This window comes from Microcoleus sp. S13_C3 (assembly GCF_036700905.1).
In the GTDB taxonomy this organism is placed as follows: Bacteria; Cyanobacteriota; Cyanobacteriia; order Cyanobacteriales; family Microcoleaceae; genus Microcoleus.
This window is the reverse complement of record NZ_JAUBPT010000042.1, coordinates 25964-51914: the sequence shown is the minus strand read 5'-3', so window position 1 is coordinate 51914 and position 25951 is coordinate 25964. Positions and strand designations below refer to the sequence as shown.

Sequence of the window (25951 nt, the reverse complement as noted above, 5' to 3'; positions counted from 1 at the left end):
TTGCATAAAATTCCCTCTCCGACCCCGAAAGGGGATTTAATTCAATGTAAAGCCGTCCTATAAGGACGGGGCTTCAGACCCAGTTTTTTGGTGACATACTCCACGGCGAAATCTTATATTATGGTCTAGGATTCCCATAGTCGGATTCAGAATATGTTGGGCTTGCTATAAAGTGTTCGCTAGCAGCAATGCAATTGTGTCAATTCCAGAATCTAACCATAGACAAATGTAGCTGATCGGGAGTCGCTCCTCACCGTCCCAAGCGCTCTATCTGTAAGGAGAATTTGTATTATGAAAGATGGACAAGAAGTACGCCGCATCTCCACAGCCGTCATTGCCGGTGTTTGCGGGTTGGCTTTACTAACGGGAGGGGGCATTGCCTGGTGGACAGCGAACCGTTCGCCCAGCCCCGCAGATACGCAGTCTTCTGCTCAAACTACGGCTCCGCCGCTGTCCCCAAGTCCTGCGGAATCTCCTGCTGTAATTATCCCCGTACCCCCTCCAAATCCTGTACAAGTGCCTACAGCTCAGACGCCTACCGCTCAGACGCCTACAGCTCAGACGCCTACAGCTCAGACGCCTAACGCTCTGATCCCAAAGTCGCCGCAGCCAAAGCCTTTGCCACAGACTGATGTCCAGACAGTGCAAGTCTACTGGGTTAAAGATGCGAGCGGCAAATTTGAGGGAGTTCCTACGAAAGTAGCTGTCAAACAAGCTGACAAGCCTGGTGCAGCTTTACAAGCTGCTTTTAATAGTTTGTTGGCTGGGCCCAAGGATGCAACTGTTTCTAGCGAAATTCCTAATGGGACAAAACTCCGGGGTTTGAGTGTCAAAAATGACGGAGTTTATGTCGATTTGTCGGCAGAATTTACTTCGGGGGGAGGGAGCAATTCGATGACTGGCCGGTTAGGGCAAGTTATCTATACGGCTACGAGTTTACAACCAAATACCAAGGTTTGGATTTCGGTGGAAGGCAAGCCTTTAGAACTTTTAGGGGGCGAAGGTTTGGAGGTGGCTCAGCCGAGTACCCGCCAAAGTTTTGACAAAAATTTTCCCCTTTAGTAATGATGAGTCATTAGTTAGGAATCATTAGTTAGGAGTCATTAGTCATCGGTCTGAAGGCAGAGAGTAGGGATTGATAACTTATGACTCATGGCTGATGACTCATGACCACGAATTTCAAAGGTGGTACCCGCCACGTGATTTATCCGTGGAATCAATCCCAAATCGAAAATCGAAAATCCTCCAGCCCCCGCATTTATCTCGCGCAAGTCAATCTAAAATCTAAAATCTAAAATCTAAAATCGATTGACTGGGGACGGGCCACTAATTTTCAGTGCTTCGTAGTTAGACTAAATGCCCGAAAGTGTAGGGCTTGCTGTTCGATCCGGCTGGCAAGCCGATCGCACACCATATTACACAGCTCAAAAATCAACTCGTCTTGCACCTTATAATAAGCTGAAGTCCCTTCACTCCGGCGAGTGAGGATACCAGCTTGGAGCATGAGTTTTAGGTGCTTAGAAACATTGGCTTGACTCGTTTGAGTAGCTTCCACCAATTCTTGCACGCATTTTTCGCCGTCGCGAAGCAAGTTCAAAATTCGTAAACGCATGGGTTCGCTCAAAATACTGAAATACTCAGCAACTTGTTGCACAACCTCTTGCGGGACAGGCTGGGATGACTTCATCAAACTCACCGGAGAGAAGTGATCGGGAAATATTAGCATTTATTCTGTCCATAACAATAAAGTAATCCTTCAATCCGGATTAATCCGCATCAACACTTGACCGTATTCGACAGGTTCGCCATTTTGAACTAAAATTTCCATCACTTGACCGGAGACTTCATCAGCATCGATCTCGTTCATCAGCTTCATCGCTTCGATAATACAGACTGTCTGGCCGACCTTGATGCGATCGCCCACATTGACAAAAGGTGGCTCATCAGGAGCAGCAGCGCGATAAAACGTTCCTACCATCGGCGAGATAATTGGCACCCATTTCGTATCTACAGAAGCAGGTACGGCAGTAGGTGCGGCGACAGGGGCGACGGGTACAGGGGCAGCCAGATCCGCTGCTAAATTTTGGTCAACAGCAGGAGGTGACGCTAAGGTGGGGCTAGGAACCGCGCCCAAGGCGATCGGAGCGACAGTCGCCACGGCAGCAGGGAGCGCAGCAGAGGTGGCTGGTGAACTTGCCAGAATGCCTTTGCGTACTGTCAGTTCGATATCCCCACTTTTTAAGGTGAGTTCCGAAATGCCAGTTTTGTCTAATACAGTTAGCAGGTCACAAAGCTGGTTTAAGTCTAGTTGCACAGCAGATTCAAGGGTAATTGAGAATTGAAAATTGAAAATTGAAAATTGAAAATTCAGAATCCGGCGAAGCTAGGAGAATTCACCGAGTTTGGAGGCAAAAGGGATAGTTTTTAAGCTGTGAGTGATGAGTATTGAATTTTAACTTCTTTAACTCATAACTCAGAACTAAAAACTAAAAACTCCCTTTTCCTCCCTCGTTTCTACTCTCTGCCGAGGTACTTGTCTTCACGAGTATCAATCCGAATCCGTTCTCCAATGGAAATAAATAGAGGCACCATAACCTGAGCTCCGGTGGAGACGATCGCGGGTTTGCTGCCACCAGTGGCAGTATCTCCCTTGACTCCCGGATCGGTTTGCAGCACTTCCAAGACAACAGAGTTGGGAAGTTCCACTTCCATGATTTGGTCGTTCCAGCGCAGGATGCTGACTTCCATCCCTTCACTGAGGTACTTGACTCGATCGCCTATTTGCTTAGCATTGAGGCGACTTTCCTCGTAAGTTTCCATATCCATAAAGACGAAATCGTCGCCCTCTTTATAGGTATGCTGCATCACACTCTTTTCCAGGTTGGCTTGAGGCATAGTCTCGCCCGCCCGGAAGGTTTGTTCTACTACGTTTCCGGTTTGGACGTTTTTTAATTTTGTCCGCACGAAAGCCGAGCCTTTTCCTGGCTTGACGTGGAGGAATTCGATAACCCGCCACACGCCGTTATTCCATTCAATTGAAACACCTGGTCGAAAGTCGTTACTGGAAATCATATAAATTTTTGCGGGCAATCCCGTCGCCTTGGCGGCACGGGGGAACTACAGTCAGTCGATTTTAGATTTTAGATTTTAGATTTTAGATTTACTCCACAGATGAATTTGGGAGATTGAACCTTGGTCTAAAATTTTGATCTCTCCACGACAGGAGTCTGGGGATTGTATCCGTTTTTGAGCGGGTCAGGTTAAAGCCGCAGTCTAGCTGACGGCATCGAAAAGCAATTGGCATTTTATTTTACCGTTCAAAGGGAGCAAGTGCTTTACTGAAATGTTAATGGCAGGGGGCAGTGGGCGGTCGTCAGTTGACTGTTGACTGTTGACTGTTGACTGTTGACTGTTGTTAGTGGGCAGATCCTCCCTAGCCAAACCAACAGACACTTTAGATCCGTAGCAGCAAAGGCGGGCGGGCAGCGCTGTGGGAAGATAAGAGAGGCAATAAAAGTTAAAGTTATGTTGCATTGGCCTAATTTCTCGATCGATACGTGCAAGCGCTGGGTCAAAACCGTCGCTTTAGCGCTTCTGCTGTTCACTCTCTCCCTGAGTTTCAGTGCAGTCTCCCATGCCAAACGCCCCAGCAGCAGTATGCCTGCTGGGAATGCGATTACCGACGGCCGGGCGCTGCTGCGCTTCGCTTTACCTATTGACAATCAGACTGTGCGAGATTTGCAAATCAGTCTCGAAGACATTGGCAACCACATACGATCTAAACGTTGGGGGCCTATTAGTAGCGATGTCAGCAAGGCTTCCAGGATTCTCAACCTTCGGGAATCTGACCTTTTAGAGAGTATTCCCGACGCCAAAAAGCCGCAAGCTGAGGCGCTAGTTGCAGGAGTCAAGGAGAAAGTTGCTCAACTGGAAAAGGCTGTTGAGGCTAAAGACAGGGGCAAAGTGATTGACTTGAAAGCCACAATCCTAGGTTCGGTAGGCGAAATCGAAGAGTTGATGGTGACAAAGTTTCCGTTTGAAGTGCCTGCCAAGTATGCTAATCTGCCTCAACTGAAAGGGCGCGCTACTGTGGCTGTACAAACTGAAAAAGGGGAAATTACTGTTGTGGTTGACGGCTACAGCGCCCCGGTTACGGCTGGTAATTTTGTGGATTTAGTCGATCGAGGTTTTTATGACGGTTTGCCGTTTATTCGATCGGAAGAATCCTACGTTTTGCAAACGGGAGACCCCGAAGGCAAGGAAGAGGGTTTTATTGACCCAGCTACTGGCAAATACCGGAATATACCGCTAGAAGTGCTCGTCAGGGAGGAAAAAGAACCTATTTACGGGATTACTCTAGAAGATGCGGGGCGTTATCGCGACGAACCTGTTTTGCCTTTTTCTGCTTTCGGTACTGTGGCTATGGCCCGTACAGAAACTGACCCTGATAGCGCTTCTTCTCAGTTTTTCTTTTTCTTGTTTGAACCTGAACTCACGCCCGCTGGTCTGAATCTGTTGGACGGCCGCTATGCTGTTTTTGGTTACATGATTGAAGGAAAAGAAGTTTTGGAGCAACTGAAGCAGGGAGACAAGATTGTATCTGCTAAGGTAGTTAAAGGAATCGAAAATTTGGTGCGGCCTCAAGTTTAATTAATGAGGGCGATTGAAATCGCTTTGACACCAAAGTGACGGCGATTGAAATCGCTTTTACAGAAACAAAGCCCGCCTGCGCGGGCTGAAAAAATCAATAGTGACAGGCATTGAAATCTTTTCTAAATAAAGCAAGGTAACGGCGATTGAAATCAGTTTTACACAGACAAAGCCCGCCGGAATCAGGCTGGAAGAAGAGATAATTTTTATATAGCCTTTCTCAGAAAGATGAGGTACTCATGGGCATAGGGCATAGGCCTCCGTGGGCATAGGGCATACCTCACTTTTTTGAGAACCGCTATAGTTACGTTATTGAAATTAGGAATTCAATCGAGAATATGGCTATTTTACAATTTTTATTGGTAATGGGTTTGGGCGGATTCGCAGGCTTGTTGATTGTAAAAAATGTGAATGAAAACAAGCAAAAGCAGCGGTTGGATGAGGCTTTTTATCAGTTATTGGAAAGTCAAAATAGTCAAATTTCGCTGATTCAACTGGCGGCTAGTGCTAGGGTTGAGGCTGAAGTTGCTCAGCAGTATTTAAGTCGGCAAGTTAAGATTTTTTCGGCGATTTTAGAGGTAGATGATGAAGGAGATACTTTTTATAGGTTTCCTAGGTTGCGCTTGCCGCCGAGTTCGGGTAAGGAATGGTGAATTGAGAAAGTGCGATCGACTAATTCAAAATTATGCAAGTTAAAGATATCGGTGAACAAGGTCTTTTAAGAATATTGCAAAAATTCTGCCCCGCAGAGATAGTGGGTGATGATTGCGCTGTCATGGCTACAAATCCCAACCAATCTCTGGCTATCACTACCGATATGTTGGTGGATGGAGTGCATTTTAGCGATCGCACTACGGGGCCTTATTACGCAGGATGGCGCGCCGCAGCGGCAAATTTGTCGGATCTGGCTGCGATGGGAGCACAGCCTCTGGCGGTGACTGTAGCCCTCGCTGTGGCGGCGGATACGGCTGTGGAGTGGGTTGAAGAGTTTTATCGGGGAATGACGGCTTGCTTGCAAGAATATGATACGCCGATCGTCGGTGGCGATGTTGTGCGATCGCCCGTTGTGACGGTGGCGATTACTGCTTTCGGACAGGTTGAGTGCGATCGTACCATTAGTCGGTCAAATGCGCGATCGGGCTGGGCGATTGTGGCTACTGGGGTTCACGGAGCATCGCGCGCGGGATTAGAATTGCTGTTAAATCCAGAATTCGGGCAAAATCTGGAAAAGGTCGATCGAGCTTCCTTAATTCTCGCTCACCAGCGCCCTAAACCGAGGCTGGATGTTTTGCCGGTTGTTTGGGAAATATTAGCTTCCGAAGGCGCGATGGAACCCCCCCTCAGTCCCCCCCTTGCTAAGGGGGGGAAGCAAGATTTCCATTCTCCCCCCCTTGCTAAGGGGGGGGCGGGGGGGGTTCAATCCCCAATTGCAATCGCCGGAATGGACAGCAGCGACGGTTTAGCTGATGCGATTATTCAAATTTGTCGGGCTAGCGGTGTTGGCGCAAAAGTTGATCGCACAAAACTACCAATTCCCGATATTTTTAGCGCAATTGTATCAACCGAAAAAGCTTTAGATTGGGCATTATACGGCGGCGAAGATTTCGAGTTAGTGCTGTTTTTGCCGATCGCGAATGCTGAGTTATTAGTGGAAAAAATAGGAAATGGAGCCGCGATTGTGGGAATCGCTACAGATAGCACCGATATCTGGTTAACTGATAGCAGCGGTATTTATCCTGATACTATATTAAAGCTGGATCGAGGATTTCAACACTTCTGAATTATCTCGCTTGTCCGCATGGGCGGACTTGGATTTGTGTAGACGCGGTTTCAGCCGCCTGGTTTTTTGCTGTTATTGTAGGCAGTAGCTAGATTATTTTGAGTTTGCGTCCATTTTTCACTACCGGGTTCGCGATTATTTAAAACTATTTGATAACCAGTCATGGCAATTTCAATATTATTCGCTCTATTCCCACTGGGAAAGTCACTAATATGAATACTTAAATTCTCAATAAGACCGATAATTGAGCTAATGGTTTCTGAGTTTTCGCCAGCAATTAACTTCTGCGCCACTTGCTGTAAAGTCTCTGCAAAAGTGGCATTAAGGAGATGTTGTCGCTCTTCCAGCATAGGGTAAATTACTGCTATATCCCCATTGCTATCTTGTTCTGCTTGCAATAATTCAAGGAAAAAATTTGCATACTCTTGGAAGTTTTCACTGGCCGAGTTATTGCTATCTACGTCATCGTTCATATCGATGAGTTGCGCTAGGTAACTAGCTAGATGTCGGAGGAATTTAGCGCCATTTTCCCCTCCTTGTTCTGCCAAGGTTGATGCTACTAAATCGCAAGTTTCCAGAAATCCGCGATCGAGTAATTCTGAGTTATCCTGTAATATCTGCGCTTCCTCTCCGTTGGGGGCATTCAGCAGGGTGTGAATTAATTGCAGATAGGCTTGGGCGCGGTTTTCTTCCATTGTGGGGAGTTGTGAATAACACCGGAATTGATTTTAGCATAATTTTACGATATTTTGTAGGGGCGGATTCGCCAACCATATATAACAATTACCAACCATCTATATAAACCCACCCTGCCACCACCTATAACCCACGTCAACCTAAAATTTGCCTCGCATCGCCCAAATGTAAATGATGATTGTTGGGGAGTTGTGAATAACATCGGTATTTATTTTAGCATAATTTTACCATATTTTGTAGGGCGGGTTCGCCAACCATATATAACAATTACCAACCATCTATATAAACCCGCCCTGCCACCACCTATAACCCACGTTAACCTAAAATTTGCCTCGCATCGCCCAAATGTAAATGATGATTGTTGGTTGGGTGGGGCGGGTTTTTTAGATTGTTTATTTCAGGCAATTATGGTTGGTGAACCCGCCCCTACAGGATGTATGAAAGATTATTTGGATTGTGCGCGGGTGGCCAGAAACCTGGTTTTTGGGAGATACTTCATTACAGTCGCTAAAAATCGTAAAAACGCGGTTTCTTTGGTTTTGAATGGCAGATTTTCCTGCTAACGCCTAGATAATGCTACCTTGGGCATTAATCTATCCAAAATTTGCTCGATCGCAATTACTGTCCAATCAATATCAGCTTCTGTGGTTTCTCGTCCTAGAGTCAAGCGAATTCCACCAACGGCCCCGATTTCGTCATATCCCATTGCTAATAATATCGGACTGGGAGTTAGTTGGCCGCTGCTACAAGCAGAACCGGAACTAATGCCAATTCCTGCTAAATTTAGCTGCCGCACCAGAGTTTTGCCTGTGATTCGCCCTGAATCTCTCTTTTGGTAAGGGCGGGAGGAAGGGGAGACTATGCAAAAACTGACGTGGTGCGGCAGCCGACAATATCGATCGCCAGTTGGTACTAAACTGGGTACGTGGGATAATCGGTCAAAAAGCCGATCGCGCAATGCAATTAACCTCGGCGTTTCCACATCTATTTCCTGCAATGCTAACTCTGCAGCCACCCCAAAACCGACGATTGCCGGCAGCGCTTGTGTCCCGGAACGCAGTTTCAATTCTTGGCCACCACCGCCTAACATTGGCACTAATTCTACTCCCGGACGCACGTAAAGCGCACCTGCACCTTGCGGCCCGTACAGTTTGTGACTGGAAACCGAAAGCAAGTCTACGGGAAGTTTCTGCACGTCTACTTGCAGCTTGCCGGCCACTTGAACTGCATCGGTATGAAACATGATATTGCGATCGCGCGCAATTTGTCCTAATGCCTCAATTGGTTGCAGCGTGCCTACTTCGCTTTGTCCGTAAATGATTGAAATTAATACTGTATTCGATCGCAGCGACTCTTGCAAATCCAAAGGGTGAATTCGCCCCAATTTATCCACTGGTAGGCGCGTCACTTCCCATCCCAACTGTTCGAGTTGTCGCGCCGGTTCTGCTACTGCGGAATGCTCTACGCTGGAGATAATGATATGCTGCGGCTTTGTATAAAGACGCGCAATTCCCATAATTGCCAAATTGTTCGCTTCAGTGCCGCCACTGGTAAAAATCATCGATTCCGGTAGCGCGTTAATCAAGCTAGCAACCTGCATTCTTGCTAATTCTAAAGCTGTCGCCGCCCTTTGTCCCCACTCGTGTAAACTCGAAGGATTGCCCCACTGCTGAGTCAGGGCTTTTTGCATGGCTTGAATCGCTTCGGGGCGTGCGGGCGTTGTGGCACTATAGTCGAGGTAAATTTGCATGATTTTAATGAGTTAGTTGTTAGTTGTTAGTTGTTATTGGTTATTGGTTATTGGTTGTTGGTTATTGGTTATTTGTCAAGAGTCTGTGGGTGGTTTGCTTTTGGGTATTTTCTTAATTTTCAACGCTTGAGTATTTGCTTTGCTTTGAATTGAGTTTAGGTAAGCGTTGAGTTTAGGAGATAGTTCGTCTATTAAAGGTTTTAGGCGCTCGATTTGCTCGGTGGTTAACAGGTGTCGGGCACAAGCTAATCTTAACCAGTGTCTTGTTTCATGCAGTGACCCCCTGGCTATTTTGATAAAACGTTGATTATCATTGTAGTTATACCGCCCATTCCCCTCGGCAATATTAGCACCAATACTATCGACTGACCTAACCAATTGTTGCCCCACTGTATTTTTAGCAAAGAAATCCCAGGATTGAACAATCAACCAAACTTCATTAGAAATTTGCTCTGCTAATTGATAAACCTGCAACTCTTGAAACCTAACCATACATTTAAAATTTGAACATTGAACAATTATAACATCTTCCAAAAAAAAAGCACAACTAACCAATAACAACTAACCAATAACAACTAACCAATAACAACTAACCAATAACTGATAACTAACTTCCTGGTTTGCAGACGTTGTAGTCTTCGTGCGACAAAACTTTTTGGGGAGTTAAGAAAGTGCCGCAATCTTCACAAAGCATTCTGTAGTTGCGAGTTACAGGAATACTGATTATCAAACGGTTGTGACGCAGGCGTTTGCCGCCGAAATCTCTGTAATTCTTATTTTCGCCCAAAGCTGCTATAATTGCTCGGGCTTTAGTGACTACGTGGTCGGGCAGACCTCTGAGATCGATGATATCTCTAGCAAATGATTCTTCCCTCTCTTGTTTTTTGGTTTGTTTTTGTGTCAGCACTTCAACGTACTGCTGCTGCGCCACCAACTCTTGCGTGCAGCGATGGCACGCTTTACCATATCCTTTGTGACCGCACGGAAAAATTCTTTTTCTTTTAGCCATAAAGCAGCGGTATCGGGTTTGACCCACGCCCCTGAATGCTGCTACCCTACCAGTGATGCTTCCGGCATCGAGGCAGTTCTACAAGACGTAAAATCTATTCCCTTGCATAAATTTAATAGGTTGTAACTTTACTTGATCGAATAGGTTTGAACTGTGGGATGGCTAATAACCTCTATATTTTTTAAAATTTTGTGGCTGTATTGTATTATCATTTACTCGGTTTCTGTTGTGCTGGGCTGGTGGCACTCAATCTGGCAGGTTGCGGACAAACAAAGCAAGACGTGCAGAATTTACCTCTCACTCTGGCTCCATTGCCTCAAGACCCCTTGTTGCAAGTATACTTCAATCAGTCGATCGCTTCGAGTTATACAGAGCCTTACCGCCAGCAAACTAGACCCGGAGATGATTTAGAAAACTCGATCGCAGTGGCGATCGCTAGTGCTGGATCGACGGTAGATGTTGCGGTTCAGGAGTTTCGCTTGCCCGGTATTGCGAGGGTTTTGGCCGATCGACAGCGATCGGGAATTAAAGTGAGATTAATTGTCGAACATATGTATAGTCGCCCTTGGAGCGATTTTACAGCTCAGGAGTTGGCGAAATTACCGGAAAGAGAGCGCGATCGTTATAGCGAATTTGTGCAACTTGCCGATCGCAATAAAGACGGTAAATTAAGCGCCGAGGAAATCAAGCAAAATGATGCTTTGGTAATTGTCAAGGATGCGGGTATTCCTGTAATTGACGATACTGCTGACGGCAGTAAAGGCAGCGGTTTGATGCACCACAAATTTGTGGTAATTGACGGCAAAACGGTAATCGTCACTTCGGCTAATTTTACCACAAGCGATATACATGGCGATTTCAAGACACCCGCAAGTCGCGGCAATGCGAACAATTTGCTGAAAATTGAAAATGCTCAATTAGCGCAACTATTTACTCAAGAATTTAACATCATGTGGGGCGACGGGCCCGGAGGCAAACCGGACAGCAAGTTTGGCATCAAAAAGCCGTTTCGTCAAGTGCAAAAAGTAAGAGTAGGGAATTCGACAGTGGCGGTGCAATTTTCGCCGACTTCCCAGACTTTGCCTTGGGAAAAAAGCGTTAACAGTTTGATAAATCGAAATTTGGGTAGTGCGAAAAAGTCGGTTGATTTGGCATTGTTTGTATTTTCGGCTCAGCGGTTGTCCAATACTTTGGAAATTGAAGCTAGCCGGGGAGTTGCGGTGCGAGCTTTAATTGACTCTAATTTTATTTATCGCTCTTACAGTGAAGGTTTGGATATGATGGGTGCGACTTTCATCCAAGATTGTAAGTTAGAAGCTGACAATCGCCCTTGGAGAAAGCCGCTGACTACGGTGGGAGTGCCGCTGTTACCAATGGGCGATCGCCTGCACCACAAATTCGGCGTTGTGGACGGCAAAACGGTGCTTACAGGTTCTCACAACTGGAGTGAGGCGGCAAATCACGGGAATGACGAGACGCTGCTGGCGATCGAGAGTCCCAAAGTTGCGGCCCATTTTGAGCGGGAGTTCGATCGGCTTTACAAAGGTGCAATCTTGGGAATCCCCGCCCGCATCAAACAGAGAATTGATGCTAAGAAAAAAGAGTGCGATTCACTACAAGCAGCATCAAAATCGCCGAGTGCTAAACCTCAAATGGCTGCGGGTAAAAAGTTAGTTAATTTGAATGCAGCGACTCAGGAAGAATTAGAAACCTTGCCTGGCGTTGGCCCGAAGTTAGCCGAGAGAATTATTGCAGCGCGGCAACAGCAACCTTTCACCTCTTTGGACGACGTGGCGCGGGTTCAGGGCATTGGGGACAAGATTTTAGAGAGATGGCGCGATCGAGTAACTTGGTAGTTAAGTTCGTACTCCTGAGATGTTGCATCATTCTCAAGAACAGGCAAGATGCCTGTTCCACAAGAAAATTCACTCTTTGTGGAACGGGCCGGAGAGCCCGTTCATAACAGGCTTATTGACAATGGTGCAACATCTCAGTAATCAGGACTTCATTCCTGACTCTACAAAGTTCACAGTCAGAATTTCCGTCCTTCCTTTCGCAACTCAGCATCAAAGACTCAAGTTCTCACTATAAACCTATTCGATATACTTTGACAACACCTCACCTCTCAAGTTAAAATAACTCCTAAAAAAAATGCTATCTATTCACATTAGAGGTAGAGAGAGATGAAACACGCCAGATTTATTACGGGGAGGCCACAAATCAAATTCCTAGCTATTTTGGTGGGAGCTTTCTTTTTGACGCTAGCAGCTTTCACAGTTAGCGCCCAGCAGACTAGCGAAGCACAATTTAGGGTCAAAAACGAAAACGCTTTTAATATTAATTTGATTCAATTTAAGCGCACTGAATATGTAGGTGCGTGTGCTGGTACTGTCTTCTCCCCTGATTCGCAAAGCGCTCGATTTGTCTCCAGCAAAACTCCTCCGGCCCCTAACAGGAGGGTGATGATTAAAAATGTGACTGATGGCATGGAAACTAACCCCTATCCCTACACCGACAGAAGTTACGACAAAGGCGAGTTTTCCGAGGATTTTGCATTTAAGTTGGGTAACAGTCATAAAACAAGAACTTTTTCGGTTTTAGAGGGAGAAAATAAGTTTCTCTATGAAATTAAAGAAAATGACCAAGTTATAGAACAGGGTGCGCTTACGGCTGAAGTTTCTATACAGAACTTAGGTACTTTTCCCCGTCAGCAAATTTGTCAAGATCAGGTAGAATGTCGGGATACATCTGATTGTCGCGACAGTAAAGGCCGAAAAAGAAGTTGCCGACGAGAGTGTTTTCCTGTTCAACAGTGTCGCTGTCCGTAACTGCTTGAAAAATACCTAATTCTTTTAATTAACCCCAGAGGAATAAAAGAAGAGAGGCTAAAATTAATTAAGAGAACTCAAACCGGAGCGCGGATAAATATGTCTCAGTCTGTTTTACCTGTTTCGGAAACCGATCGAGTTGATGCTTCGCCCACCTTAACTTTTGAAGAATATCTTGTCTATGAGGGAGAACCTGACGTTCTCTACGAACTTCACAGGGGAAAATTAATACCGATGGCAGCCGCAACGGCTTTACACGCAAGCATCTGCGAATTCTTAGTTTACATATTGCAGCGTTACTTAGCTGAACACAATCTCGATTTGGTGGCAAAAACTAATGTGGGAGTGAGAACGGAAGAGAATTCCTCGCGGATTCCTGATGTGATTGTTTGTACTCAAAGTCTTTGGGAACAACTGCTTGCCAGACCTGGTGCTGGCGTCTTCGATTTAGATGAAACGCCAGTGTTAATTGTTGAAGTTGTCAGCCAAAACGAGCGTCAAGATTACGTGACAAAAAGAGCAGAATACGAAAATGCTGGAGTGCCGGAATATTGGATGGCAGACCCTAAACCAAACCGGACTAGGGTAAGAGTTGTAACTTTGCCGGAAAATGAAACTGCTTACGAACAAACGAATTTTGTGCCAGGGCAAAACATCGTGTCTTTACAGTTTCCAGATTTGATTTTATCAGTGGATCAAATTCTATCTCCCCCACTTGTCGAAGATTTAATCAGACAAGAACAATCTCGATTACAGCAAGCTGACAGACTGGCGGCGCGCTTGCGGGAGATGGGAATAGACCCGGACGCTATTTAGCACTAAAGTGTCCTTGTGAGATTCGGAATTACTCGTTACCAGGCTCTGCCTGGTAACGCATATCCGGAGGCTCTGCCTCCAATTTTCATGGAAAAAAACGAGGCACAGCCTCGCTTACATCGGTTCCCAGGCACAGCCTAGGAACCAGTTAAGAAAATTGAGTTTTTCTGGAACAGGCCGGAGTGCCTGTGCCGCGAGAATTAAGTAATGGGGTGAAAGTAAAATGCCGCTCCTAAAACGATATATGTTGCTAAAAGCAGCACTCCTTCGAGCCAATTAGAGCGGCCGTCAAGACTGATTAGATTGGCAATTGTCACTGCGATGGCAACTGCAACTACTTCAAAGGGATTGAAGTTTAAATCCATCGGCTGATGAATCACTAATCCGATAATCACCAACACCGGCGCTACCAGCAAAGCAACTAGCAAACTCGAACCCATTGCGACAGAAACTGACAAATCCATATTGTTTTTCATCGCAACTCCCACCGCAGTTACATATTCAGCGGCGCCGCCAACAATCGGCAACAGAATTACCCCTGTAAACAGCGGCGTCAATCCCAATCCTTTGGTAGTTTCTTCGACAACACCGACGAAAATTTCTGATTCAAAAGCAACGGCAACAGTTGAGGCAACTAGCACCCCTATCCACAGCCACAAATTCGGTTTGTGCGTAGTAGATTCTTCTTTGGTATTTTGAGGATTTTCTGACTCTAGTTCTAGTAGGCTAACATCGTAAAGATAGCTGTGCGTTTTTAATGAAAATAGCAGAGTTAAAGCGTAAACTGCAATTAGGACGATCGCAGTTATTAAGGAAAGATTCTGAATGGCTGCGGGTTCGACTCGATTAGAGGTGTAAATTACCATTGTCGGCAGCAGGATGGCAATCACTGCTAGAGTCATTGTGGAACCGTTCACCCGCGCGATTATTGGCTTAAATTCTTGTTCTTTGTAGCGGATTCCTCCTAGCAGCATGGAAAATCCCATCACTAAGAGCAAGTTACTGATAATTGTGCCGGTTATGCTGGCTTTCACAATGTCAATTAAGCCAGCTTTCAGGGCCACTATGGCAATAATTAATTCCGTAGCGTTGCCGAAAACTGCATTTAATAAGCCGCCTATGGAGGGGCCTGTAACGATCGCCACTTCTTCTGTTGCTGTGCTCAACCAAATCGCCAGAGGTATAATGCCTAAAGCGGATGTGATGAAAACTGCAAGGGAACCCCAGTGCAAATACTCAGCGGCGATGGAAATGGGGATGAAAATTAACAGCGCTATGGAAAGAATCTTTTTGATTGACATAGGAACTCGGATGGTGTAAGGAAGGGTGATGTCGAGTTGTCGGGGCGATCGCAAAGTTGATTTTACACTATTCAACTATTCTCTGACAATTCTGCTGGCGAGTGCGATCGATAATTGGGAAGATTTAACCGCAAATGCACCCAGATCGAGGCAGATTGAATATAATAGAATTATATCGACATCGGTGAAAAGATATGTCTCAATCTGTAGTGCCAGTTGTTGAATCAAAGCAAATTGATACTTCACCCACCTTGACCTTTGAAGAATACCGATTTTATCAAACTGATTCCGATCTACAATATGAACTGTACAAAGGCAAATTAATTCCGATGCCAACCGCAACAGTTTTACATATCAAAATTTGCGAATACTTAGTTTACAAATTGCAGCGTTACCTAGCTCAACACAATCTTGACTTAGTAGCAAAAACAGGTTTAGGAGTAAGAACAGAAGAAGATACCTCTCGGATTCCTGATGTAGTTGTTTGCACTCAAAGTCTTTTGGAACAAGCTGCTGCTAGACCAGGTTCTGGTATCCTCGATTTTGAGGAAAAGCCCCTGTTAGTTATAGAAGTAGTGAGTCAAAATCGGCGCGCCGATTATGTGATTAAACGAGCTGAGTACGAACTAGCTAACGTACCTGAATATGTAATTGTTGACCCTACACCTAACAAAGAATTGGTGCGAGTTTTAGCCTTTCCTGAAGGTGAAGATATCTATACCCAGACAGATTTTGTGCCGGGGCAACAAATGGTATCTGTAGTATTTCCCAATCTGACATTATCAGTGAATGAAATACTGTCTCCGCCATTAGTTGAAGGGTTGATTAAAGCAGAACAAGCTCGGTTCCAGGAACTTGAGCAGCAAGCTGCGGTGGAGCGCCAACGGGCTGAAAGATTGGCGGCGAGGTTGCGAGAATTAGGAGTAGATCCCGATCGCATTTAGGAGGTTTCTGTCAGATCCCCGAATTCTTAAAAAAGTCGGGGATCTGGGTATTCTGTTGTTTGAGGTGGCTTGATACTGTGCAGCTATTCAACCCAACGCACCCGCACAAAATGAGCTTCGCGTCCCCAGAAGTCGTGACTTACAGTAATATCAACAACACTCAAATTAAACGGAATAGCAGTTGTAACGTACCGCTGAGCCAGAGCTCCCACATCAGGAGCTAACTGAGCCGCTGCTGCTGCTGCTGCACCCAAACCTAAAAGTTGTAGAATGGGCCCGCGAGGCAGGGCTAAATTGATGCCAACAGCAAGTCCTGCCGTTAGCAGCATTGCCACCGACAAATTCGTGCCACAGCGGGGATGTACAGCTAAATCCCACTCTCCGCTGGCAATCCGCTGCAAAGCCTCGCGCACTGCCTGACGCAACTGTGCAATGTTAACGTGGCCATAAAGATAAAACCCTTGGTCTGTGGACATTCCGCCCAATAACTCATTATCGGTTCTTGCTGTCGTCGCACCAAACGATTGGCTTAGTACCCAAACAGTAGCGTGTTCCAAAGCATGAACTTGGCGCAAAGTCAAGACTTCCTTCAAACCGGGCACAAAATTGAGTTGTCGCAACAAATCAGCATCTTGAGTCCGCTGCGGGGCAAAGTCGAAGGGAAACTGGGCGGTGTGGCCGGAAGCAGAAGCAGTAGTGGTCATATCAAAACGCCTCCATTAACTCGATTAAGTGGATATTTAAAATTAGCAATTGGGTTGAGAAAAAGCCGATCGTACATTATCAATAGTTTTGACTTTAAAACCTAGCAAGGGCAGGTTTTGTGCAAAAAATATTAGCCCTCAACCTGCCCTTACTAATAGATCGCACTTATTCCCAGTTTATCGCTCTAGCCGCTGGCCGTCCTTGAACACTCCCGGAAACCGCCGGCCACTGGTATCGATAATTGTGCCTTTGCCGTGAGGTAATCCCTTGCGGAACTCTCCCTGATAGCGGATACCGTTGGAGAACGCGCAGCTACCCCTAGCATCGAGGTCTTGATTATAGAACTGTCCCGAACACCGGGTACCGTCAGCGCGGGTGAACACCCCCGTACCCAAAGGCTTGCCCCCTAAAAATTGACCCACAAAGCGATCGCCGTTAGCAAAAATGAATTGCCCCTGTCCAGTCGGCGTACCTACTTTCCAATCCAGAGAAAACGGCCCTATATAGCGATCGCCATTAGTAAAAATAGCGGTCCCGGAGCTGATTCTGCCATCTCGGAATATGCCCTCGACGCGGGCGTCGTCCTTAAATATAAATTGTCCTCGACCGTTTGGCTGGCCGAGACGGAACTGCCCCTCATAGCGATCGCCGTTGGCATATACGTATACCCCAGTGCCACTGGGCAAACCGTTAACGAACTGTCCGATGTAGCTATCACCGCCGTCGTAATCGCACCTAACTCTACCTGTAGCGATAGCTGGGACGCAACGACCACTCGGAGCTCCTACCCCTACTTGCGCCATTGAGGGCAAGGGATAAGTCACGTAACTACCAATTCCCAACACTGATGTAACTAATAGAGCGATTCCACTGGTTTTAAAACGGGAAATCATTAACAAAGTCTCTCCTATACGCTTCTGGATATTATTTTGCTTCGTCATTTGTCTTTTGTCCGATTTCTGGTCAAAAGTGGTCTGAAAACCTCAATTTATGCTTTACGAAACTCCGCGTTTGCCGTTGCGATATACCCCCGGAAAGCGCCTGCCACTAGCATCGATCATCGTTCCGACACCGTGAGGGACTCCCTTTCGCAATTCTCCTTCATAGCGCGTACCGTTGGGGAAAGTGCAGGTGACACTAGCGTCAAGTTCTTGATTAAAAAACCTGCCAGAACAGCGAGTGCCGTCTTTGCGTACTAATACCCCTGGGCCAAAGGGCGAACCTGCAAAGAATTGTCCTTCATAGCGATCGCCATTAGTATAAAAAAATTGACCTCGCCCTGCGGGTTGGCTGCTAATAACATCAGTCTGAACGTTCCTGACGACTGCGAAGTCTCCCACGTAGCGCTCGCCGTTGGGAAAAACGACCGTCCCCGATCTCATCGTGCCGTCTTGGAACACGCCTGTGTAGCGAGCATCATCTTTAAAAATGAATGTCCCTCTACCATCTGGCACTCCTTTCCGAAATTGTCCTTCGTAGCGATCGCCATTAGCGTACACGTAGACTCCGCTGCCATCGGGCAGGCCGTTGACGAAATTTCCCTCGTAGTTATCGCCTCCCTCGTAATTACATTTCACTCTCCCCGTAGGAGGGTTTCCTTGGCAGAAGGGAGGGCGTTTTCCTTCTTCGGGTTTTGCCTCTGGTTTTGGCTGTGGTGTTGGTTGAGCCATTGATGGCTGGGGTTTCAAGAGATTAGTGGCGCTGCTGATACAAGAAGCAACTAATATCACCATCCCTAATTTTTGAATTGAACCGAGCATGAGAAATCTCCTTTGACTTCCATTACTAATAGGGATTTTATAGAACCTAAGACTCGCTGAAAAGTCTTCTATTTTTTAATCCCTAATGTTTCTTCCCAGAAGCGACTAACTCACTCTATATTAATTTTACCTTCAGATTCGATATCAGCCATAAATGCAAAAAGGCAAAAATTATAGTTTTTGCCCTTAGCATTTTTCATACTTTGCTGTCAATTTTCAGCGTCGCGTTGAGCTATTCGGATTTGACAGACGGCTAATAACTGCATTGGCGGGTTTTTGCTCGCGACTTGCAGGTTTTTCGCCCACACCTTTGGCTACCTCAACGCCGTTTTCCTCTAGGATTACGACGGGATCTCCTCCGGGCTTGATATCCACCCGCTTCACCAACACTTGCCCGTTAGACAACCGCTGCCCGACTTTGACATATCGGCTGGTTGGTTCATTCGGTACTTTGACAATCACTTGCGTCTCGTTCCCCACTTTTACTACCCCGCTGACTTCAGTGCCTGTAGCGAGGTCAGTAGAAGGCGGTGGGGGTGCTGCAGGAACTACTGGTATCTGGGGATGAGGTGGGGGATTGGGGTCTCTCCACTGGGGCGGGCGCTTGTCTACTGGCAGTTCCGGCAGATCCGGCACTCCTATGGGTCTAGCTGCAATTGGCTGGGGCGGGCGCGGGGGTGCAGGACGGCGCGGATTCCTACCGGTAGTTGGTGATGAAGTTGGACGGCCGCCCACTTGAGGCGTATTCAGCCCCGGAACTTGGCGGGGGGAGCCAACTTGCGCGCCTTCGCCTCCTGGAAAACCAGGCTGTCCAGGGCGACTGCCCAATTGAGGCGCATTGAGTCCCGGAACTTGGCGCGGGGAGCCAACTTGCGCGCCTTCGCCTCCTGGAAAACCAGGCTGTCCAGGGCGACTGCCCAATTGAGGCGCATTGAGTCCCGGAACTTGGCGCGGGGAGCCAACTTGCGCGCCTTCGCCTCCCGGCAGAGAAGGGTCTCCGGGGCCCGCTGCTATTAGCGGATCTCCCGCAGCGCGGCGCCCTAATGGGGGGGGGTTTAGCCCAGGCACTTTTGGCAACCGGGCTAATTCCCGAGGGAAAGCCTTCTCACCTGCTGGCTCCCGATTTATCCTGCTTTCGGATAGAACTGGCAGAAGAGGCGCTTTTGCGATTGTTCGAGCCTCATAGTCTTGATCGCGGAGGGCTGCATCAAGTCTATTCTTACCCTGTCGCCAAACTGCTTGCAGCAAATTTCCTCGCGTCACACAGGACAGTTCCCCCCTTCTGACTGTCGGCGGTCGATATATCTCAATTGCCTCGGCAATTTCCGGCACGATGGAACACCGGAGAGCATCAGGAGGTGATTTTTCTCCGTAAATACCCCACAAGTTTGAGGCTGTCACATATTCACCCAGGGCTTTTTCTATTCTTCGGAACAATGGTCGGTTAGTTAGTAGTAACTCTCGTCTGGTTACACCAAAACTTCTTGTTCCTGGTATTCCGTAGATAGTGTCGACCAATCTACCCACATCCGTACCGTACTCAGAGTTTTGTGTGGTGTCGTCTAGCAAAGCCTGAAGCGTCCTAAATTCGCTGACAACGCCTCTTGCTGTAGGGCTGAGATTGATTTGGGGAGCGGCCGGGCCTCTGAGCTTAGTTCCTCCAATTTGGACGGGGCGGGATAGTTCTGGCAGTTTAGGTATCATGGCCACCTGTCGCTGTGGCAGTTTGGGCAACGGATTGGCTGTCATCGGCCCTGCTGGGACTCCGCCAGGGACATCGCTAACTCCGGGAGGGTTTTGAACTGCGATCGGGGGCAGCGGCCCAAAGGGGTCTAACTGAGAAGGATTCGCTGTCAAAGGGCCTTGGGGCACCGGCTGAAGCGGAAGCGTTGGATTCTTGTCCTTTTTGTCGCCGATGCCTGTTTGAGCCTGTCTTGCTCGTTCGTCTGGGTTGGTCGATCGAATTAACCCTGGAGGCTGGGCCGCTACTACTGGAGACTGGAAAGTCTGAGTTCCTGGGGTGGGGCTGGCAGAGGCGGTCGGAGATGGAGAGGCTGCACTGGGGCTGGGGCTGGGGCTGGCTGTGTTGCTGCCCTCGCCACCACAGCCTGCGATCGAGAAAGCTAGTAGTCCTATAGTTGCAAAATATAAAAGTTTGTGCATTGCCGATCGTCCCCAAATGCTTAATTTCAAGATATCCAACAAGGCTCTGCAATTACAGCCTGTTGCCGTTTATCAGTTTATCTGTGTTCGATGTTATGCGATCGCTTGAAAATTGCCAAGTTTTCCTGACGATCCGATCGGACTCTTCGGGCGCTGGGTTTTGTGGATCAAGTTAGGATATCAATGGTGGCCGTTGTTCGACATATTGAATTAATTAAGGTATTTAAATAATGGCCAAAGTGATTCTCAAGCGGATTTGGCGATCGGGCTTTGTTTTTGCGACCGTTTTGCTGGGTGTGGGATCTGTGGGGGGCGGCGAGGTGCATTCTGATTCACATCAGCCAGAAACCCAGGTGATGACATTGGTTCCCGATGGGAGTTCCCAGCAGCACGCGCGGCGCAGCTATCCCGTTCCCCGCAGGGGTTCCCGAAGGGTAGGGAATCGCACTATAACGGGAGCGGGATTCACAACGGGCCAATTGTACTCTCAGTTTTGGAACCCATCCAATCCTGGTGCCAAACCGCGAGCAAATCAACCGGCGAAGCCACCGGGGAATCCACAGGTATTTCAAGCTAAAATCAAGCGCCGCGCAGGCGGGACGCCGGTGATTGATGTGGTATTTAACGGCAACCAGACTTTTGAGATGATTCTCGATACCGGCGCCAGTGGCACTTTGATTTCTCAGCGGATGGCTACTGCACTGGGAGTGAGGCCGGTGCGTACCATCAGAGCGGGGATCGCTGACGGTAGCTTTGTCGAGTTCCCCATCGGCGTAGTGCGATCGATGCGGGTTGGGGGTGCTGTGATCCAAAATGTCGAAGTGGCGATCGCCAAACAAATGCCAATAGGTCTGCTCGGTCACGATTTCTTTGGTAATTACGATGTCACAATTAAAAAAGATGTTGTATAATTTTATGTCCGCTGAGAGTGAGCGGAGTAGGCAAGGGATTTTTGCTGAACTCGTGTCCTATAAAGTTATTCGCAGCCCGGTCAAGGCTTTTAAAATTATTGGTTGAGGCGGTAGCAAAATGCAACCAAATGTGGTATTGTTCTTAGTGTTTCAAGAGCCACCGACGGTTAAACTATCCGTGAAATCCCGCCAAAAAAGCACGGCTGCTGTTGGTGAGATCGGTAACAGTCTCCGACAACGATTCACAGTACAAGCGAAGGCAATCAATTAAACAATTCGCCAAGCCGGTCGAAATAAGTTCCCAAAATGCTGTGGCTGAGGGAATTTTGGTTGGCATTGTTCAGCCGGAGCCAAGAAAATATGTAAACTGATTAGCGGCAGATGTTCCGCAAAATCGGAAATGATGACGATCGAGAAATTAATTATAAAGAATACCCTGAAAACCCCGTGACTTTAGTCCGGGGATGAAAGGGCGTTGCAGGATTTATCCTGCCTACTAGACATACCAATTGCACAAAGGTCTGGTTTGTGGTATTGTCAAAATAGTCGAAACTTGTGAATTTTGAGAAATCAAGTATCTAGCTTAACGGCAGTACGGATGCTCAAAATAATTGATCGCCATCAATAGTAAGATTCTAAACCGACTAAATAGTCAGTAAAAGACTTTAAGCTGTGGAGCATTTAAAGGGAAAATTCTGGACAGGCTAGAAGCCCGTCCCACAAGAGTTTTATGGATTTTTGACACACAGTTTAAATGTAAAACAGCTTAAAACCTACCCCCGGACTGGAGGAAAGTCACGACCGAGGAGCTAGTTGCAAGACTAGGATAGCAGACCGCCATTCTTGGCAAAAGGATTGCGCCCGGAAACCCTATTAATAGGGATATTAAGACCTGAAGGTCTTAAGAATCCCCGTCGCGATCGCGCGGGGAGTGTCAATGTAAATAAGGTATTCGCATGGCAAAAGCGTCTGTATCTCCTGTAGTGCTGATTATTCTAGACGGCTGGGGTTATCGTGAAGAAAAAGACGGAAATGCGATCGCCGCTGCGAAAACACCCGTGATGGACAGTCTCTGGGCCGCTTATCCCAGAACTCTGATTAAAACATCGGGCCGGGCGGTAGGGCTGCCAGACGGGCAAATGGGTAACTCAGAGGTTGGTCACTTGAATCTGGGCGCGGGTCGCGTGGTTCCTCAAGAGTTGGTGCGGATCTCGGATGCAGTAGAAGATGGTTCTTTGCTCGACAACCGGGCGCTGGTTGAGCTTTGCGAGAAAGTCCGCGCCACGGGCGGCAAGTTGCACCTGACTGGTCTTTGTTCTGAAGGTGGGGTTCATTCCCATCTCAGTCATATTAAGGGTTTGCTGCAATTAGCAAAGGCCCAGGGAATTTCTGAGGTTTGCATTCACGCGATTACTGACGGCCGTGATACTACTCCGAAAGAGGGTGTCGAAGCTCTAGCAAAGATTGAAAGTTATATCGCAGAGGTCGGGGTCGGTCGGATTGCGACTATTAGCGGTCGCTACTACGCGATGGACAGGGATAAGCGCTGGGATCGGGTGCAGCGTGCTTACGAGGTGATGACGACTGAGGGTGCTCCTGATGGTCGATCGGCTATGGATGTGTTGCAGGCCTCTTATGCTGAAGGAGTGACCGACGAGTTTGCTGTTCCGACTCGGATTTCTCCGGGGGCGGTGGCATCCGGCGATGGCCTAATTTTCTTCAATTTTCGCCCGGACAGGGCTAGAGAATTGACTCAGGCTTTTGTATCTCCCGATTTTAAGGGGTTTGAACGGCAGTTAATTGAGCCGCTAGGGTTTGCGACTTTTACTCAGTACGACCCCAAACTCTCGGTAATGGTGGCTTTTGAACCGCAGAATTTGAACAATATTCTGGGCGAGGTAATTTCTAAGCACGGTTTGCAGCAGTTGCGGACGGCGGAAACTGAAAAGTACGCTCATGTGACTTATTTTTTTAATGGGGGTCTGGAAGAGCCTTTTATCGGGGAACACCGCGAGTTGGTGCAGAGCCCGATGGTGGGGACTTACGATGAGGCGCCCCAGATGTCGGCGGATTTGGTGACGGATGGGGTGGTGACGGCTTTGGAAAGAGGCATCTATTCGTTTGTGGTGATTAATTACGCTAACCCGGATATGGTTGGTCATACGGGGATGATGGATGCGACGATAATTGCGATCGAAACTGTGGATAAATGTTTGGGGCGGCTGTTGAGCGCTATTAGTAAAGCTGGGGGCACGGCAATTATTATTGCTGACCACGGCAATGCTGAGCAGATGTTTGACGAGGACGGGAATCCCTGGACGGCTCACACTACTAATCCGGTGCCGTTTATTCTGGTAGAAGGTGAAGGTCTGAAGATTCCGGGCCACGGAACGGATGTTCCTCTGAGGGCGGATGGTTCTTTGGCGGATATTGCGCCGACGATTCTGGAGCTGTTGAGGTTGCCTCAGCCCCCGGAGATGACGGGACGTTCTATGATTCGATCGGCTGAGTTTGAAGTTCGTGCCAATCGCACTCCTGTGCGAGTCCGATTGTAGTAGGGACGCAGGATTAGGGACAAAGGCGGCGCCGTGCATTGGTGTCAACTTAAGCTGTCATCCGCCCAGTCCTCCCGCCCATCCGATAGTCCGCCAGGGAATGAATTCCCTGTCTAATAGCGAAAGTCCTCTCAAGAGGACTAATGAGTTTAAAAATTCGGCGTTGCTGAATTGGGGTATGAAATTTGTAGGGGCAATCCCCCCGTGGTTGCCCCACTGCTGACAGCGTAAGCACTTAGAATTACCCCATCAGGCAAAATCAAACTTGGATTCAGCAGCACCAAAAATTCTTCTTTTCAGTCCTCTTAAGAGGACTTTCGCTTTGAGACAGGGAATTCATTCCCTGGCGGACTGGCGGACTAACAGCTTAATTTGACAACAATGGGTACGATGCTGTGTCCCGGAGGAGATTGTGCGCGATCGACCAAATTTGATATCATAATAAATTACCGATTACTAATTACCAATTACCCCCGATTATGGATATTGTTTCTGTGTTACAAGTTATCTGGTCTTTGTCTGCTTTAGGACTTGTGATTTTTGTGTTGCTGCACAGTCCTAAAGGCGATGGTATTGGAGGGATTGGCGGACAAGCTCAATTGTTTACCAGCGCCAAGAGTGCAGAAACGAGTCTGAACCGCATTACTTGGGGTCTGTCTATTGTTTTTATGGGTTTGACTGTGATTTTGAGTGCTGGTTGGTTGACGCCTAAGTTATAAAATTTGGATTTGTAACCGCAGATGAACGCAGATAATATCAAGTTCATCTGCGTTTATTTTTGTGTAGCTGCACTCAGAAAAATGCGGTTGTGGAAAGTGACAGTAAAACCTCGATTGCTGGCTGTCTTGGGATTGGCTATATGTTGTTTTAGCCTGATAATTTTTACTCAGGTTAATACTCCGGCGGCGACTCTTTCTTCTCTCCCGAATAGTTTTCCGAATCCACAGGTTCACCCTTTACCACCAACGCTAGCGAATTGGCAAGATTCCACGGATAGCGGTGATTATTTTGACCAGGTTAAGCCACCGAATTTCGGTCATTTGTTGTGGTCTAAGTTTCCGATTCAGGTTTATGTTGAGCGTCCAGTTGATGCTAATAAGTCTGAAGAATGGGTGGCGGCTGTGTTGGGTGTTGTGCGGGAATGGGGGGTTTATTTGCCTTTGGAAGTGGTGGATAGTTCGGATGTGGCTGATATTAGGATTTTACGTCGGGCTCCGCCTTTGCGTCAAGGGGTTTTGCGATCGCGCTCTGGAGAGGCTACCTATGAATTATATGCCCGTCGGGATGGGGATAAAACTGTGTTATCTCATCGGTTTTCGGTTTATTTGAATCCGAATCAAGTGGGTAAGTATATTCCGGCGACGGCGCGACACGAGTTGGGTCACGCTTTGGGAATTTGGGGCCACAGTTTGATGGAAACTGATGTGCTTTATTTTTCTCAGGTGAGAAATCCTCCGCCTATTTCGGCTAGGGATGTCAATACTTTGAAGCGGGTTTATGAACAGCCGACTCGGTTGGGGTGGGAAGTTTAGTTGAAACCACAAATTCCCGGCGATTGGAAATCGCTTCTACACAAACAAAGTCCGCCTTCGCGGACTCTAAGAACAGGATAGTTAATAGGAAAGAGAAGAAAGATGAAAGATGAATGTTTTGGGATTGTGCCGATTTTTGGAAAGGAAGCTGATGCTTTGTTTTTGTTGATTCAACATCAAGCGGGACATTGGGCGTTTCCGAAAGGTCACGCGAATCCGGGGGAATCTCCAGCGGAAACGGCAAAGCGGGAATTTCTGGAGGAAACAGGTATATCGGATTTTGAAATGCTGGATGAGCCGAGTTTTACGGAACACTATTCTTTTGTTAAGGATGGGGAGCCGATTGAAAAGACTGTCACTTATTTTTTAGGTTTTGTCAATTCGATGGAAGTTGTTTTGCAAGAGGAGGAAGTTCAAAATTCTGCTTGGCTTTCTTTTGAGGAAGCTGTTAAACGGATTACTTTTGATGCAAACCGCTTAATGTTTGGGGAAGTTAAGGCATATTTGGATGGCAGGAAGTTATACTAATTCTCGCCTCGTCTTTCAACAAT

General features: G+C 47.3%; 27 protein-coding genes. 14 read left to right on the top strand and 13 right to left on the bottom strand.

Annotation, left to right across the window (positions count from 1 at the left end; translation table 11 throughout):
- The first annotated feature begins 291 nt into the window (after positions 1 to 291).
- Entirely contained in the window at positions 292 to 1062 is a 771-nt protein-coding gene (locus QUA16_RS14120; protein WP_333103629.1) for a GerMN domain-containing protein, read from the top strand.
- 271 nt (positions 1063 to 1333) lie between these two features.
- Here QUA16_RS14120 and QUA16_RS14115 read toward each other — a convergent pair whose 3' ends face one another.
- The 4 genes from QUA16_RS14115 to QUA16_RS14100 all read right to left on the bottom strand — a co-directional run bounded on the left by QUA16_RS14115 (position 1334) and on the right by QUA16_RS14100 (position 3534).
- Positions 1334 to 1726, bottom strand: a complete 393-nt coding sequence (locus QUA16_RS14115; RefSeq protein ID WP_006631662.1) for an ArsR/SmtB family transcription factor — start codon at positions 1724 to 1726, stop codon at positions 1334 to 1336.
- Positions 1727 to 1756: 30 nt separating this feature from the next.
- The gene (gene accB / locus QUA16_RS14110; RefSeq protein WP_333103630.1) at positions 1757 to 2314 is read right to left on the bottom strand and encodes an acetyl-CoA carboxylase biotin carboxyl carrier protein; all 558 of its coding nucleotides are present in this window, start codon (positions 2312 to 2314) and stop codon (positions 1757 to 1759) included.
- 200 nt (positions 2315 to 2514) lie between these two features.
- The gene (gene efp / locus QUA16_RS14105; RefSeq protein ID WP_041622404.1) at positions 2515 to 3072 is read right to left on the bottom strand and encodes an elongation factor P; all 558 of its coding nucleotides are present in this window, start codon (positions 3070 to 3072) and stop codon (positions 2515 to 2517) included.
- Between the two features lie 201 nt (positions 3073 to 3273).
- Positions 3274 to 3534: a hypothetical protein gene (locus tag QUA16_RS14100; protein ID WP_333103631.1), complete on the bottom strand. Its 261-nt coding sequence runs from the start codon at positions 3532 to 3534 to the stop codon at positions 3274 to 3276.
- Between QUA16_RS14100 and QUA16_RS14095 the strand changes: the two genes are divergently transcribed.
- From QUA16_RS14095 to thiL, 3 genes are all read left to right on the top strand, one after another.
- Positions 3526 to 4650, top strand: coding sequence for a peptidylprolyl isomerase (locus QUA16_RS14095; RefSeq protein WP_333103632.1), 1125 nt, complete (start codon positions 3526 to 3528; stop codon positions 4648 to 4650). The genes QUA16_RS14100 and QUA16_RS14095 overlap by 9 nt on opposite strands.
- A gap of 338 nt (positions 4651 to 4988) precedes the next feature.
- The gene (locus QUA16_RS14090; protein ID WP_333103633.1) at positions 4989 to 5303 is read left to right on the top strand and encodes a hypothetical protein; all 315 of its coding nucleotides are present in this window, start codon (positions 4989 to 4991) and stop codon (positions 5301 to 5303) included.
- 32 nt (positions 5304 to 5335) lie between these two features.
- Complete coding sequence (gene thiL, locus QUA16_RS14085) at positions 5336 to 6430, top strand: thiamine-phosphate kinase (protein ID WP_333103634.1); 1095 nt, start codon at positions 5336 to 5338, stop codon at positions 6428 to 6430.
- A gap of 50 nt (positions 6431 to 6480) precedes the next feature.
- Here thiL and QUA16_RS14080 read toward each other — a convergent pair whose 3' ends face one another.
- The 4 genes from QUA16_RS14080 to QUA16_RS14065 all read right to left on the bottom strand — a co-directional run bounded on the left by QUA16_RS14080 (position 6481) and on the right by QUA16_RS14065 (position 9885).
- A complete protein-coding gene (locus QUA16_RS14080) occupies positions 6481 to 7125 on the bottom strand; it encodes a hypothetical protein (protein WP_333103635.1) in 645 nt (214 codons plus the stop codon).
- A gap of 560 nt (positions 7126 to 7685) precedes the next feature.
- Entirely contained in the window at positions 7686 to 8876 is a 1191-nt protein-coding gene (locus tag QUA16_RS14075) for a cysteine desulfurase family protein (protein ID WP_333103636.1), read from the bottom strand.
- Between the two features lie 75 nt (positions 8877 to 8951).
- A complete protein-coding gene (locus QUA16_RS14070; protein WP_333181180.1) occupies positions 8952 to 9368 on the bottom strand; it encodes a four helix bundle protein in 417 nt (138 codons plus the stop codon).
- Positions 9369 to 9483: 115 nt separating this feature from the next.
- Positions 9484 to 9885, bottom strand: coding sequence for a DUF7682 family zinc-binding protein (locus tag QUA16_RS14065; RefSeq protein ID WP_333103638.1), 402 nt, complete (start codon positions 9883 to 9885; stop codon positions 9484 to 9486).
- 239 nt (positions 9886 to 10124) lie between these two features.
- Here QUA16_RS14065 and QUA16_RS14060 point away from each other — a divergent pair, with 239 nt between their 5' ends.
- From QUA16_RS14060 to QUA16_RS14050, 3 genes are all read left to right on the top strand, one after another.
- A complete protein-coding gene (locus QUA16_RS14060; RefSeq protein WP_333181179.1) occupies positions 10125 to 11741 on the top strand; it encodes a DUF655 domain-containing protein in 1617 nt (538 codons plus the stop codon).
- 327 nt (positions 11742 to 12068) lie between these two features.
- Positions 12069 to 12713 carry a hypothetical protein gene (locus QUA16_RS14055; protein ID WP_333103640.1) on the top strand — a complete coding sequence of 215 codons (645 nt, stop codon included), beginning with the start codon at positions 12069 to 12071 and terminating at the stop codon, positions 12711 to 12713.
- Positions 12714 to 12812: 99 nt separating this feature from the next.
- Entirely contained in the window at positions 12813 to 13529 is a 717-nt protein-coding gene (locus QUA16_RS14050; protein ID WP_333103641.1) for a Uma2 family endonuclease, read from the top strand.
- Between the two features lie 200 nt (positions 13530 to 13729).
- Here QUA16_RS14050 and cax read toward each other — a convergent pair whose 3' ends face one another.
- Entirely contained in the window at positions 13730 to 14830 is a 1101-nt protein-coding gene (gene cax / locus QUA16_RS14045) for a calcium/proton exchanger (protein WP_333103669.1), read from the bottom strand.
- 194 nt (positions 14831 to 15024) lie between these two features.
- Here cax and QUA16_RS14040 point away from each other — a divergent pair, with 194 nt between their 5' ends.
- Positions 15025 to 15774 (top strand): Uma2 family endonuclease, encoded by a 750-nt coding sequence (locus QUA16_RS14040; protein ID WP_333103642.1) that lies wholly within the window; start codon positions 15025 to 15027, stop codon positions 15772 to 15774.
- Between the two features lie 83 nt (positions 15775 to 15857).
- On the opposite strand, the gene QUA16_RS14035 is transcribed toward QUA16_RS14040, so the two are convergent.
- The 4 genes from QUA16_RS14035 to QUA16_RS14020 all read right to left on the bottom strand — a co-directional run bounded on the left by QUA16_RS14035 (position 15858) and on the right by QUA16_RS14020 (position 20432).
- Positions 15858 to 16478: a DUF6391 domain-containing protein gene (locus QUA16_RS14035; RefSeq protein WP_333103643.1), complete on the bottom strand. Its 621-nt coding sequence runs from the start codon at positions 16476 to 16478 to the stop codon at positions 15858 to 15860.
- A gap of 177 nt (positions 16479 to 16655) precedes the next feature.
- A complete protein-coding gene (locus tag QUA16_RS14030; protein WP_333103670.1) occupies positions 16656 to 17372 on the bottom strand; it encodes an MORN motif-containing protein in 717 nt (238 codons plus the stop codon).
- Between the two features lie 102 nt (positions 17373 to 17474).
- On the bottom strand, positions 17475 to 18239 hold the full coding sequence (locus tag QUA16_RS14025) for an MORN motif-containing protein (protein ID WP_333103644.1): 765 nt from the start codon (positions 18237 to 18239) through the stop codon (positions 17475 to 17477).
- A gap of 216 nt (positions 18240 to 18455) precedes the next feature.
- Complete coding sequence (locus QUA16_RS14020; RefSeq protein ID WP_333181178.1) at positions 18456 to 20432, bottom strand: hypothetical protein; 1977 nt, start codon at positions 20430 to 20432, stop codon at positions 18456 to 18458.
- A gap of 200 nt (positions 20433 to 20632) precedes the next feature.
- Between QUA16_RS14020 and QUA16_RS14015 the strand changes: the two genes are divergently transcribed.
- The 6 genes from QUA16_RS14015 (at position 20633) to QUA16_RS13990 (ending at position 25928) form a co-directional block, all read left to right on the top strand.
- On the top strand, positions 20633 to 21313 hold the full coding sequence (locus QUA16_RS14015) for a retropepsin-like aspartic protease (protein ID WP_333103646.1): 681 nt from the start codon (positions 20633 to 20635) through the stop codon (positions 21311 to 21313).
- A 118-nt stretch (positions 21314 to 21431) separates the two neighbouring features.
- On the top strand, positions 21432 to 21584 hold the full coding sequence (locus QUA16_RS14010; RefSeq protein ID WP_333181177.1) for a hypothetical protein: 153 nt from the start codon (positions 21432 to 21434) through the stop codon (positions 21582 to 21584).
- 685 nt (positions 21585 to 22269) lie between these two features.
- Positions 22270 to 23868 carry a 2,3-bisphosphoglycerate-independent phosphoglycerate mutase gene (gene gpmI, locus QUA16_RS14005; protein ID WP_333103647.1) on the top strand — a complete coding sequence of 533 codons (1599 nt, stop codon included), beginning with the start codon at positions 22270 to 22272 and terminating at the stop codon, positions 23866 to 23868.
- A gap of 479 nt (positions 23869 to 24347) precedes the next feature.
- The gene (secG, locus tag QUA16_RS14000) at positions 24348 to 24587 is read left to right on the top strand and encodes a preprotein translocase subunit SecG (protein WP_333103648.1); all 240 of its coding nucleotides are present in this window, start codon (positions 24348 to 24350) and stop codon (positions 24585 to 24587) included.
- Positions 24588 to 24668: 81 nt separating this feature from the next.
- Positions 24669 to 25400, top strand: a complete 732-nt coding sequence (locus QUA16_RS13995) for a peptidase (RefSeq protein ID WP_333103671.1) — start codon at positions 24669 to 24671, stop codon at positions 25398 to 25400.
- Positions 25401 to 25502: 102 nt separating this feature from the next.
- A complete protein-coding gene (locus QUA16_RS13990) occupies positions 25503 to 25928 on the top strand; it encodes an NUDIX domain-containing protein (protein ID WP_333103649.1) in 426 nt (141 codons plus the stop codon).
- The last annotated feature ends 23 nt before the right edge of the window (positions 25929 to 25951 follow it).

Coding starts and splice junctions, on each gene's coding strand:
- QUA16_RS14120 (WP_333103629.1), top strand. CDS start 292: ATGAAAGATGGACAAGAAGTACGCCGCATCTCCACAGCCGTCATTGCC.
- QUA16_RS14115 (WP_006631662.1), bottom strand. CDS start 1,726: ATGCTAATATTTCCCGATCACTTCTCTCCGGTGAGTTTGATGAAGTCA.
- efp (WP_041622404.1), bottom strand. CDS start 3,072: ATGATTTCCAGTAACGACTTTCGACCAGGTGTTTCAATTGAATGGAAT.
- QUA16_RS14095 (WP_333103632.1), top strand. CDS start 3,526: ATGTTGCATTGGCCTAATTTCTCGATCGATACGTGCAAGCGCTGGGTC.
- QUA16_RS14100 (WP_333103631.1), bottom strand. CDS start 3,534: ATGCAACATAACTTTAACTTTTATTGCCTCTCTTATCTTCCCACAGCG.
- QUA16_RS14090 (WP_333103633.1), top strand. CDS start 4,989: ATGGCTATTTTACAATTTTTATTGGTAATGGGTTTGGGCGGATTCGCA.
- thiL (WP_333103634.1), top strand. CDS start 5,336: ATGCAAGTTAAAGATATCGGTGAACAAGGTCTTTTAAGAATATTGCAA.
- QUA16_RS14080 (WP_333103635.1), bottom strand. CDS start 7,125: ATGGAAGAAAACCGCGCCCAAGCCTATCTGCAATTAATTCACACCCTG.
- QUA16_RS14075 (WP_333103636.1), bottom strand. CDS start 8,876: ATGCAAATTTACCTCGACTATAGTGCCACAACGCCCGCACGCCCCGAA.
- QUA16_RS14070 (WP_333181180.1), bottom strand. CDS start 9,368: ATGGTTAGGTTTCAAGAGTTGCAGGTTTATCAATTAGCAGAGCAAATT.
- QUA16_RS14065 (WP_333103638.1), bottom strand. CDS start 9,885: ATGGCTAAAAGAAAAAGAATTTTTCCGTGCGGTCACAAAGGATATGGT.
- QUA16_RS14055 (WP_333103640.1), top strand. CDS start 12,069: ATGAAACACGCCAGATTTATTACGGGGAGGCCACAAATCAAATTCCTA.
- QUA16_RS14050 (WP_333103641.1), top strand. CDS start 12,813: ATGTCTCAGTCTGTTTTACCTGTTTCGGAAACCGATCGAGTTGATGCT.
- cax (WP_333103669.1), bottom strand. CDS start 14,830: ATGTCAATCAAAAAGATTCTTTCCATAGCGCTGTTAATTTTCATCCCC.
- QUA16_RS14040 (WP_333103642.1), top strand. CDS start 15,025: ATGTCTCAATCTGTAGTGCCAGTTGTTGAATCAAAGCAAATTGATACT.
- QUA16_RS14035 (WP_333103643.1), bottom strand. CDS start 16,478: ATGACCACTACTGCTTCTGCTTCCGGCCACACCGCCCAGTTTCCCTTC.
- QUA16_RS14030 (WP_333103670.1), bottom strand. CDS start 17,372: ATGATTTCCCGTTTTAAAACCAGTGGAATCGCTCTATTAGTTACATCA.
- QUA16_RS14025 (WP_333103644.1), bottom strand. CDS start 18,239: ATGCTCGGTTCAATTCAAAAATTAGGGATGGTGATATTAGTTGCTTCT.
- QUA16_RS14015 (WP_333103646.1), top strand. CDS start 20,633: ATGGCCAAAGTGATTCTCAAGCGGATTTGGCGATCGGGCTTTGTTTTT.
- QUA16_RS14010 (WP_333181177.1), top strand. CDS start 21,432: ATGCAACCAAATGTGGTATTGTTCTTAGTGTTTCAAGAGCCACCGACG.
- gpmI (WP_333103647.1), top strand. CDS start 22,270: ATGGCAAAAGCGTCTGTATCTCCTGTAGTGCTGATTATTCTAGACGGC.
- secG (WP_333103648.1), top strand. CDS start 24,348: ATGGATATTGTTTCTGTGTTACAAGTTATCTGGTCTTTGTCTGCTTTA.
- QUA16_RS13995 (WP_333103671.1), top strand. CDS start 24,669: ATGCGGTTGTGGAAAGTGACAGTAAAACCTCGATTGCTGGCTGTCTTG.
- QUA16_RS13990 (WP_333103649.1), top strand. CDS start 25,503: ATGAAAGATGAATGTTTTGGGATTGTGCCGATTTTTGGAAAGGAAGCT.